The organism is Vibrio sp. N418, from assembly GCF_000222565.1.
GTDB lineage: Bacteria > Pseudomonadota > Gammaproteobacteria > Enterobacterales > Vibrionaceae > Vibrio > Vibrio scophthalmi.
The window spans coordinates 1-5,840 of the sequence record NZ_AFWD01000003.1 but is presented as its reverse complement, the minus strand read 5'-3'; the positions used below and the strand labels follow the sequence as shown (position 1 = coordinate 5,840).

The window sequence follows — 5,840 nt, the reverse complement described above, 5'->3', positions numbered from 1 at the left end:
CAATTAAGGGGCGAACAACGCTACCACCCAATCTAACGCATTGTACCGTAAACACTAAATTTGAAGTAGAAGCAAAAGTGCCAAGCGTTGAGAATCCCTCTTAAATTGCTTGTTAGATTTATTTCGCCAATACTGAAACAAGACCGATTATTGAACCAATGAGACCTGTGAAGATAGTAAAGTAGAAGCCGATTGCTTCTCTTTTAGACTTTTTTTCTTCTCTAATTAGCTTGCGCAATGAATAAATACCTTTTGATGTAAGGTAGGTAACAGCTCCATTTTCATCACCAAAATCAAAACTTGTATACACTCCCTGCTCAGATTTTTCAGGCATCGGGATAAGGTACTTGTTGGCTTCACCTCGATAGAAATCAGATTTTCGATATTCAATCCATCTATCTAGTTCTTGGAGATCTTGTCCCAGAAATGATAAATGACCGTTGTCGTTTTGCCCCTGGTAACTTTCTTCAGTCGCTTTAAATTCCTGATGTAACTTTTGAGATGCCTTCTCTAACTTGTGCAACTCGAACCTAAACCTAAGATAACTTATCACCGCTGCCTCCAATAAAATCTAACGCCGCGTTAAGTGGTGAGCAACGCCAACCACCTTGCCTAAACCATTGTGATATAAACACTTAAATGGAAGTATGCCGAAAACGCCATGCGTTGAGAATCCGTCTTGAACGCTTTGTTATATTGCTCATCGTGCGCGCTATTTTTCACGCTCCAACTGCTCTGCTACCATTTTTTTAGTGTGTCTAATAATTTCAACTTGCTCGGCAATATCCCTTTCATGTTTCTCTTTAGCCGCTCGTTTAGATTCCCAGTCGGGGTCATGTGGAAGCATTGCTGATAATAATAAAACGCCTCCCAATACGCACCATAAACCCAAAGAAGTTTTAATCACAGAGTTGGGAATATTACCAATTGACTCAGAGATTACTACTTTAAGATATTTGTATCCGTAAAATGGAATGAGGCATTTTAAAGAGTTTTCACTACGCGCAATAATACCTAATAATCCAGCTGAAATAGCAGGAGAGGACAGCAATAATGGAATCCCAACCAATGCCCCTGACATCAAAAGCGTAACAAAAAGGACAATTACAAGTGTCAAAAAGTAAATTTGAAAATACTGTACGTTACTAGATTTCATAGCTTTCCCGAAAGTTAACTTAACGGCGAAAGATTAACACAATACAGAACGCCATGCCATTAGTAACAATATAACGCCGCGTTAAGTAGTGAGCAACGCCACCACGAAACCTAACCATACCACCTTAAACACAAAACCCAACGATGGAATGAAAAATGCCAAGCGTTGGGAATCTGTCTTAAACGCTTTGTTAAGCGGCTTTTCCACTTGGCTTGAGCCTGAAACCGTCATCATCAAAGTCAGCAACTCGTATTTCAATTGATTCAATCAAGTCGCTCAGTTTAGTCGTAAGCTCTATGATTGTTCCTTTATTGATATTGAGTGGATTACCTGCTTTGTCATACCCACCTCGATGAGCGCAATGATGTCGATTACTTACAGCACGATAAAACCAAGATATGTCTCCAAAACCAAACCCAAAAACACTTGCATACATTTTTGTCGTAGATTTAAGGTTATGAAAGATTACCGAATTAAGATGCTTAGCTATAGTCTCTTTAAGTGTTTCTTGACGAACGAAAATTTCTGAAAGATCAAACCTCATTTTAGCAACCTCAGGGTCACTTTCAACGAGACGCCTTAGTAACGTATCAGACTTAGTCACATAGTGATTAAATGTAGAAAACAGATACCCCTCAGCTGAAGCTATTAAATGGCTATAAAGCATTACATGATGTGCATATTGTGCCTCAGGATCCACTTCAGAGTTTACCAACAACATTACATATTTTAACTGTTGTCGAAATAATTTGATTCGGTTGCTTTCTTCCGGGATCAATAACTGTAACTCATGTTCTTCATGCTGTGGCTCCGTTATTTCAACCCGTACTTCACCATGATTTACAACACACTCAGTGTCATACGCATTATTCTTTATGAGCACGTGATATGGTCTACCGCAACTATCACATTCAACTTCAGATTCACTTTCTTGAAACTGTTCTCGTTCCTTTTCTGTATCTGCGATATGTACTGGGTAGTAAACACCCTCTCGAACAACACTGCCACATTCGCAGTCGAAAGTAATATTAGTGTACATGTTTCCTCTTGATTTATTTTTGCCGCTTAACGCCGCATTAAGTGGTGAACAACGCGACACCCAACCCTAAACCTTGCCACATTTAGCACTGAAGCCAACCTAGACTGAAATTGCAAAGCGTTGAGAATCCGTCTTAAATGCTTTGTTATGCATATCGAACCACACCAGATGAATGTACAATTAAACTGTTGACCCGTCTATAGGGCTAGAGTTCAAGATGCACATTCAGTCCAACAATGGAGCATATATGCTAACTGTCACCCAAATCGCAAAACAGTTCGGAATCTCTCGTACAACTATTTTGTACTACGAGAAGGAAGAACTGCTGTTACCTGCTTGCCGTGCCGAAAATGGATACCGCTGGTATGGTGAGAAAGAAATTGAACGATTAGAAACGATTACCTCTTATCGTTCATACGGGTTGTCAGTTTCCAGTATTCGCACATTACTAGACCGAAACGGAGAGTCTCAAGCCCAAATATTGAAAGACCATTTCAATGAATTGGAAAGAGAAATCCAAAACCTACGAGCACAGCAAAAAGCGGTGGTCGTATTACTTCAAGAACCAAGTCTATTAGAGGAAAACGTTGTGAATAAAGAACGCTGGGTAGAAATCATGGTTGCCGCCGGGTTTACAGAAACCGATATGGTCAAATGGCATCAGAAGTTTGAAGAACTAGAGCCTAATGAACACCAGAAGTTCCTTGAATCTCTAGGTATTTCTGGTGACGAAATCACTAAGATTCGAGCTCTATAGAGTGAAAATAGCCTCAAGGAAGAGGCTATTATGCATAACGCCTTGTTAAGGGGTGAGCACGCAATACAAAACCGACTGCATACCACCAAAATCACTATACCCAACGCATAGTAAAAGTGCCACGCGTGCGAATCCCTCTTGAACAATTTGTTAGAAAAATACTCACCGCACACTCGGAAGCTGATTACAGCACCGAACTAACTTCACAAAACGATACCACCATTTTCCGGCTACTGACCCAACAATGCTTCCACTTGCAAGGCAAGACACAAAAACAGAACCACATTGACCAAATAACAAGCCACCCCACAGAAGTAACGGCCATGATAATTGCCACTAGATAAAGCTAAATTGAGCAAATATAGGCCGGTGGCATATTAGCCTAGCGATGAAGCTAGATGGCAACAACACCAAAGAAACTGAGGTGCTGAAGCTAAAATTTGGGCGATTTGAGCAAGAGAAGTTAACGACAAAAATGAAACCACTTAACTCAAAAACCTTATGTTTACAGTAGCTTTCTAACGCCTTGTTAAGGGGTGAGCATACAATACAAAACTTACTGCATACTACTGAAATCAATATACTTAACGCATAGTAAAAGTGCCACGCGTGCGAATCCCTCTTGAACAATTTGTTAGATTGCTGAACGATGCAGCCAAAGTTTAGCGCCAAGGTGCTGAATTAATTACAAAACTACTGGCTTTAAACGCCAATGTAAAACTGAAAACTACCAAACTAAAACCCAACCTACAAAACGCACTTGGCTAAGAAGCGACATGCGCCAAACAACTACGGTTTGAAGCACTTTAGCTGACAAAGAATTCATTCGACCAACCTAACAACCAAGTACGACAAAGCTATTTACTGAGCGACTTAATAGCCAAGAAAAAGAAGTAGCGCGAGATGGAGTAAGCGGCCAGAGTTACTTATGCGGAGAAATGAATAACGTTGAGCCCAAAGAGCCGAGAGCCACCCTACGCACGATAAGATTTGGTTGCACAACTTTCGGTAAACGAACAGGTGTAAAGCACAGAAACCAGACTAAGCTCTTTGACTATAAACGCTTTTCTACTTTTGCAAACTAACGCCGCATTAAGTGGTGAACAACGCGACCAGCCAAGCCTAAACCTTGCCACATTTAGCACTGAAGCTGACTTAGACTGAAATCGCCAAGCGTTGAGAATCCGTCTTAAATGCTTTGTTATGTTTTAGCACAATTCGTTGATTTACTTGGCAAAGAACTGAAGTGTAGACCTAGTTTTCTGAACCAAGTCACAAGCTCGAACTCACTTAACCGGCAGATGCACCGAACACAAAGCGAGTAAGCCCACTTCCCTGATAATGAGGCAACTCGAACAAGCCTCAACAAGCGCCCTTTCTTAGCAGCAACAGCGCAGAGCAATGCCGATTTGCCGACTCAACTGCCAAGGTTATTGGATGATTGGGAAATACGCCCAAAGCGACTTTGAGCCAGAGAAACAAGGCAACCAAACCACCCGAAAACTCGAATGAAGCAACCCGCGAACCTTCGCATGTTTTACGGGCTGAGAGATTTAAGAACTGGGCGATAATGGTGATTTGCTGAGTCTACTCCCAACGAATAGCCAAAGGGGCAAAGAACGACTCAAAGGAATTTAAGTCATTGAAATCCCATTAAAACATAACGCCGCATTAAGGTGTGAGCAACGCTACCACAAAACTTAACCATACCACCGTAAACACGAAACCCAACGATGGAATGAAAAATACCAAGCGTTGGGAATCACTCTTAAATGCTTTGTTAGCTGATTTACGGCAAATTAAAAGAATGGGTAATACCACCACTCGTCCAATCATTATTCTCTTCAACTACACTTAGTAGCCGAGGAGAAAAGAATGCGTTGATTTCCAAGGGTTTTCCATTTTTTTCAATATGATAATACAAAGTTAGCGCCAATAATGCTGCTAGTGACTCAATCGCATTTTCCAAATTAGCCTTTTGAAAGTTATTTACTCGGTCATGTTTGAGCGCATTATTTCCTTGCCACCAAGAGGGGCTCTCTGTTTTGGACCAGTTGCCCCATGGTTTAAATGATAGCCCATACCTAGGAACACTCATCTCTATATTGACCAACTTTGGGTACTTACCAAGAATTAATTCTGCATACTTCCCAATACCTCGAATACTCTTAGGATCCAAACTTGGGTCAATTATTTTGCACATTTCTTTTGCAAGTGTATCTATCTCTGCAGAGGCTGCCATTATGATTTTAGTAAACTGTACTGAATACGTTCTAAAGTTATCCTCTGAGAACTCAACATATTTTGAACAAACTTCTAAATCAGACTCCAAAGATAAGTAGTACTCTAGTTCATTTCCCATACTAGTTCCTTGTGGAAAAATTGATTAAAACAGCTAACGCCGCATTAAGTGGTGAACAACGCGACCACCCAACCTTAAACCTTGCCACATTTAGCATTGAAGCCGACCTGAACTGAAACCGCCAAGCGTTGAGAATCCGTCTTAAATGCTTTGTTATGTTTTAGCACAATTCGTTGATTTACTTGGCAAAGAACTGGGATGCACACCTAGATTTCTGAACCAAGTCACAAGCTCGAACTCACTTGACCGGCAGATGCGCCAAAGCCAAAAACGAGTAAGTTCACTTCCCTGCGAATGAGGCAACTCGATCAAGCCTCAACAAGCGCCCTTTCTTAGCACAAGCAGCGCAGAACAATGGTGATTTGCCGAGGTAACTGCCAAGGTTATTAGCCGATTGGGAAATACGCACAAAGCGACTTTGAGCCAAAGAAACAAGACGACCAAACCACCCGAAAACCTGAATGAAGCAACCCGCGAACCTTGGCATGTTTTACGGGTTAAGAGATTAAGAACTGACCGTCAATCC

General features: G+C 41.2%; 5 protein-coding genes. 1 reads left to right on the top strand and 4 read right to left on the bottom strand.

Annotated elements, in window-relative coordinates:
• Positions 1 to 118: 118 nt before the first annotated feature.
• The 3 genes from RH86_RS01055 to RH86_RS01045 form a co-directional block, all read right to left on the bottom strand.
• On the bottom strand, positions 119 to 523 hold the full coding sequence (locus tag RH86_RS01055) for a hypothetical protein (protein ID WP_139047617.1): 405 nt from the start codon (positions 521 to 523) through the stop codon (positions 119 to 121).
• Between the two features lie 189 nt (positions 524 to 712).
• A complete protein-coding gene (locus RH86_RS01050; RefSeq protein WP_009384418.1) occupies positions 713 to 1,156 on the bottom strand; it encodes a hypothetical protein in 444 nt (147 codons plus the stop codon).
• A gap of 190 nt (positions 1,157 to 1,346) precedes the next feature.
• On the bottom strand, positions 1,347 to 2,195 hold the full coding sequence (locus tag RH86_RS01045) for a hypothetical protein (protein ID WP_009384417.1): 849 nt from the start codon (positions 2,193 to 2,195) through the stop codon (positions 1,347 to 1,349).
• A gap of 247 nt (positions 2,196 to 2,442) precedes the next feature.
• Between RH86_RS01045 and RH86_RS01040 the strand changes: the two genes are divergently transcribed.
• Positions 2,443 to 2,952: a MerR family transcriptional regulator gene (locus RH86_RS01040; protein WP_009384416.1), complete on the top strand. Its 510-nt coding sequence runs from the start codon at positions 2,443 to 2,445 to the stop codon at positions 2,950 to 2,952.
• 1,789 nt (positions 2,953 to 4,741) lie between these two features.
• Here RH86_RS01040 and RH86_RS01035 read toward each other — a convergent pair.
• Positions 4,742 to 5,314 carry a hypothetical protein gene (locus tag RH86_RS01035; RefSeq protein ID WP_009384414.1) on the bottom strand — a complete coding sequence of 191 codons (573 nt, stop codon included), beginning with the start codon at positions 5,312 to 5,314 and terminating at the stop codon, positions 4,742 to 4,744.
• Positions 5,315 to 5,840: the final 526 nt, after the last annotated feature.

Excerpts from the sequence above, each read along its gene's own strand:
- RH86_RS01050 (WP_009384418.1), bottom strand. The coding sequence starts at position 1,156 with ATGAAATCTAGTAACGTACAGTATTTTCAAATTTACTTTTTGACACTT.
- RH86_RS01045 (WP_009384417.1), bottom strand. The coding sequence starts at position 2,195 with ATGTACACTAATATTACTTTCGACTGCGAATGTGGCAGTGTTGTTCGA.
- RH86_RS01040 (WP_009384416.1), top strand. The coding sequence starts at position 2,443 with ATGCTAACTGTCACCCAAATCGCAAAACAGTTCGGAATCTCTCGTACA.
- RH86_RS01035 (WP_009384414.1), bottom strand. The coding sequence starts at position 5,314 with ATGGGAAATGAACTAGAGTACTACTTATCTTTGGAGTCTGATTTAGAA.